This window comes from Rhodococcus chondri, from assembly GCF_036327435.1.
In the GTDB taxonomy this organism is placed as follows: Bacteria; Actinomycetota; Actinomycetes; order Mycobacteriales; family Mycobacteriaceae; genus Rhodococcus; species Rhodococcus chondri.
The window spans coordinates 1-3,428 of record NZ_JAUZMZ010000290.1 but is presented as its reverse complement, the minus strand read 5'-3'; the positions used below and the strand labels follow the sequence as shown (position 1 = coordinate 3,428).

5 protein-coding genes are annotated in these 3,428 nt (G+C 63.8%); 4 read left to right on the top strand and 1 reads right to left on the bottom strand.

From position 1 onward, the window contains the following. A partial coding sequence (locus Q8814_RS25135) for a hypothetical protein (RefSeq protein ID WP_330154678.1) occupies positions 1 to 206 on the top strand: 206 nt, incomplete at its 5' end. On the opposite strand, the gene Q8814_RS25130 is transcribed toward Q8814_RS25135, so the two are convergent. Further along, positions 190 to 726 carry a carboxymuconolactone decarboxylase family protein gene (locus Q8814_RS25130; RefSeq protein WP_330154676.1) on the bottom strand — a complete coding sequence of 179 codons (537 nt, stop codon included), beginning with the start codon at positions 724 to 726 and terminating at the stop codon, positions 190 to 192. The two genes, Q8814_RS25135 and Q8814_RS25130, sit on opposite strands and share 17 nt — an antisense overlap. A gap of 291 nt (positions 727 to 1,017) precedes the next feature. On the opposite strand from Q8814_RS25130, the gene Q8814_RS25125 reads away from it, so the two are divergent. The 3 genes from Q8814_RS25125 to Q8814_RS25115 all read left to right on the top strand — a co-directional run. Next, on the top strand, positions 1,018 to 1,326 hold the full coding sequence (locus tag Q8814_RS25125) for a hypothetical protein (RefSeq protein WP_330154675.1): 309 nt from the start codon (positions 1,018 to 1,020) through the stop codon (positions 1,324 to 1,326). Positions 1,327 to 1,446: 120 nt separating this feature from the next. Continuing rightward, the gene (locus Q8814_RS25120; protein ID WP_330154677.1) at positions 1,447 to 2,613 is read left to right on the top strand and encodes an acyl-CoA dehydrogenase family protein; all 1,167 of its coding nucleotides are present in this window, start codon (positions 1,447 to 1,449) and stop codon (positions 2,611 to 2,613) included. After that, on the top strand, positions 2,613 to 3,428 hold an 816-nt coding region (locus tag Q8814_RS25115; protein WP_330154674.1), incomplete at its 3' end, for an SDR family NAD(P)-dependent oxidoreductase. The genes Q8814_RS25120 and Q8814_RS25115, both read left to right, overlap by 1 nt.

Below are 3,428 nucleotides of genomic sequence, written 5' to 3'. Positions count from 1 at the left end.
ACATGACCCTGCTCATCTGGGAACCGGGCTGGTACCTGACCTACAACTACTGGCCCACCGCCGTCGACAAGCACATCTTCGAAGAAGGCGGGGTCGATGGAGTCGGTGTAGTCGACCGGGGCGGTGCCGAGCCCGGGGAAGCTTTCGGTCCAGCTTCCCTCGGCCGGTTTGGTGAAGTGGGGCAAGGCGCTACCTTTCGTCCTTGAAATCTATTCCGAATGTGTTGTAGGCCATGGCCATCAGGCCGTATCCGCCTATGGTGAAGACGAGATCCATCCGCTGTCGCTCGTCGAGCTGCTCACCGAGCGCGGTCCACGTGGCCTCGGACAACCGTGAGTTGTCCTCGAGTTCGTCTACCGCGGCAAGCAAGAGACCCTCGAACTCGTTGTCGGACTTGCCTTCCATGGCTGCGTCGACCTCGGCTCGGGTGAGTCCGGCTTCGTTCTGGGCCATCTCGATGTGATGGCCGAGCTCGTAGGAGCAATCGTGCCGGTTCGCAACGCGCAGGATGGCCAGCTCGCGCAGGCGTGGGGGGAGCGTCGATCGGTAGAGCAGATGAACGCTGAAGCCGAGGAACGCTTTTGCCAGATCGGGATGCCGGACGAGCGTCGAGAGCGCGGCGCCGGCTCTCTCCGGATTGCGCATGTCCCGCGGCAGCATGCCCTTGAGTGCGAAGTTCACGCTCTCGTCCCACTGGTCGGCGGGTAGCGGGGGCACCAGGGCCATTCTCCACCTCCTCTCTTTGGTGAGAATTGCATTCTCATTACTGATCAATAGGTTTCCACGACTCGTCGCGATAGTCAATCACCGGGGCGATTCGGGCCGAAACCGCAGGTCTGCGGCCCGGAACCGGTAAGTGAGTGCGTGGTCGCGCATGCGCACCCGCCCGAGCCGGGCGGGAGGCGACGTTCCTCCCCGTCCGTATCGATAGGTTGATTCTCTTTCTTGGAGAAGATAGTTTCCTATGTGGGAGCGAGCCTGCTCGTTCGTCGAAGTCTGCCGAGAGAGAGGTCCGTCATGACCATGCCGCTACGTCCGGGTATCCAGCTCGCCAGTACCACCTGCACCACCCGGGTTGTCGTCGTTCGCGCTCCGGCCGACGGTGGGCAGGCAATCGCCTGTGGAGATGCGCCGATGGAGCCGGCGCCTCCCGGTCGGCCCTCAGCACCTCCCGCGGGCGAAGCCGTCACCCTCCTGGGGAAGCGCTACGTGAATGCGGACGACACCGTGGAGGTGCTGTGTACGTCACCGGGTGCAGGTGAGCTGAGCTACGACGGCGCCCCGATGGTCGTCAAATCGGCGCAGGCACTGCCTGCCTCCGACTGATCCGATGACCCAACCCGGAAGGAAAATCATGAATCCCCACGACATGGTCTCGATCGGTGACATGGTCTCGATCGGTGTCGACGGATCGGCGACGCGCGCATGAACAATGCCGTGAACGGGATGAGTTTCGACCTGACCGAGGATCAGGAATTGATCCGTAAGTCGGTCGCAGCGTTGATGAAGAACTTCGACGACCAGTACTGGATGGAAAAGGATCTCGCACACGAGTTTCCGACGGAGTTCTACAAGACCATCGCCGACGGCGGCTGGATGGGTATCACGATGCCCGAGGAATACGGCGGGCACGGATACGGCATCACCGAGGCGACGATCCTGCTCGAGGAAGTCGCGCGCTCGGGCGGAGGAATGAATGCCGCCAGCGCCATCCACCTGAACATCTTCGGAATGCATCCCGTCGTGGTGCACGGCTCCGACGAGCTCAAGGCCCGGACACTGCCGCGCATCGTCAGCGGCGACCTCAACGTCTGCTTCGGGGTCACCGAACCGGGCGCGGGCCTCGACACCTCGCGCATCACCACGTTCGCGAAGCGCGAAGGCGACCACTACGTCGTCAACGGACGCAAGGTGTGGATCTCCAAGGCGATGGAGTCGGAGAAGATCCTGCTCCTGACCCGCACACAGCGGTACGACGAGGTCGAGAAGAAGACCGACGGAATGACTCTGTTCCTCACCGATCTCGACCGCAGCAAGGTCGATATCCGGCCGATCCGCAAGATGGGCCGCAACGCGGTCACGTCCAACGAGCTTTTCATCGACGACCTCCGCATCCCCGTGGAAGATCGTGTCGGCGAGGAGGGCCAGGGCTTCCGCTACCTGCTCGACGGCCTCAACCCCGAACGCATGCTGATCGCCGCCGAAGCGCTCGGTATCGGCCGGGTCGCGCTGGACAAGGCCGTCAAATACGGCAACGAACGGGAAGTGTTCGGCCGGCCGATCGGCATGAACCAGGGCATCCAGTTCCCGCTCGCGGATTCGCTCGCCCACCTGGATGCGGCCGAGCTCGTCCTGCGCAAAGCGACCTGGTTGTTCGACAACGGTAAACCGTGCGGCCGCGAGGCGAACACCGCCAAGTACCTCTGTGCCGATGCCGGTTTCACCGCGGCCGATCGCGCGCTCCAAACACACGGCGGCATGGGCTATTCGGAGGAGTACAACGTCTCACGCTACTTCCGTGAAGCGCGCGTCATGCGGATCGCCCCGATCAGCCAGGAAATGATTCTGAACTATCTGGGTTCACACACTTTGGGATTGCCGAGGAGCTACTGATGGCCGACAACAAGAATTTGTTCGATCTGACCGGGCGGTCGGCGCTCGTGACCGGTGCGGCGGGAGGCATCGGTTCCGCGGTGGCCGAGGCGCTCGCTGCTGCCGGTGCGGCAGTACTCGTCACCGACGTCGACGGTAGCGCCGCAGCCGCTGTTGCCGAACGTATTTCGAAGAACGGCGGCAAGGCCGACAGCTTCGCGCTCGATGTTCGCGACCGGGAAGCCGCCGACGCCGCGGCCGCTCGCGCGGCGGGTTTCACCGAAGGCGTCCTGCATATCCTGGTCAACAACGCGGGCGTGACCGACCCGGCGATGTTCGCCGAGACGACCACCGAATCGTTCCAGCGCATCCACGACATCCACGTGCTCGGCGCCTTCAACTGCTCGCAGGCCGCGCTGCCCTTCCTCGCGACCGACGGTACGGGCCGCATCATCAACGTCACGTCGTCGGCGGGGCTCACGGGAACGCTGGGACAGGTGAACTACTCGGCGGCGAAGGCCGGCATCATCGGCATCACCAAGTCGCTGGCCCGCGAACTGGCGCGCAAGAGCATCCTCGTCAACGCCCTGGCCCCGCTCGCGGCGACACCGATGACCGAGACCATCCGCACCAACGAAAAGTTCGCTGCGAACATGCTCAACCGAATTCCGTTGCGTCGCTGGGCCGAGCCGGAAGAGGTCGCCGGCGCGTTCGTCTTCCTCGCCACGGACGCCGCCTCCTTCATCACCGGCCAGGTGCTGCCATTCACGGTCGTTGGTGGTTCCGAGGACGACGACCTGGTCGTCGCCGGTGCGGTACGCCCCGTACGGGGACAC

Coding starts and splice junctions, on each gene's coding strand:
- Q8814_RS25130 (WP_330154676.1), bottom strand. CDS start 726: ATGGCCCTGGTGCCCCCGCTACCCGCCGACCAGTGGGACGAGAGCGTG.
- Q8814_RS25125 (WP_330154675.1), top strand. CDS start 1,018: ATGACCATGCCGCTACGTCCGGGTATCCAGCTCGCCAGTACCACCTGC.
- Q8814_RS25120 (WP_330154677.1), top strand. CDS start 1,447: ATGAGTTTCGACCTGACCGAGGATCAGGAATTGATCCGTAAGTCGGTC.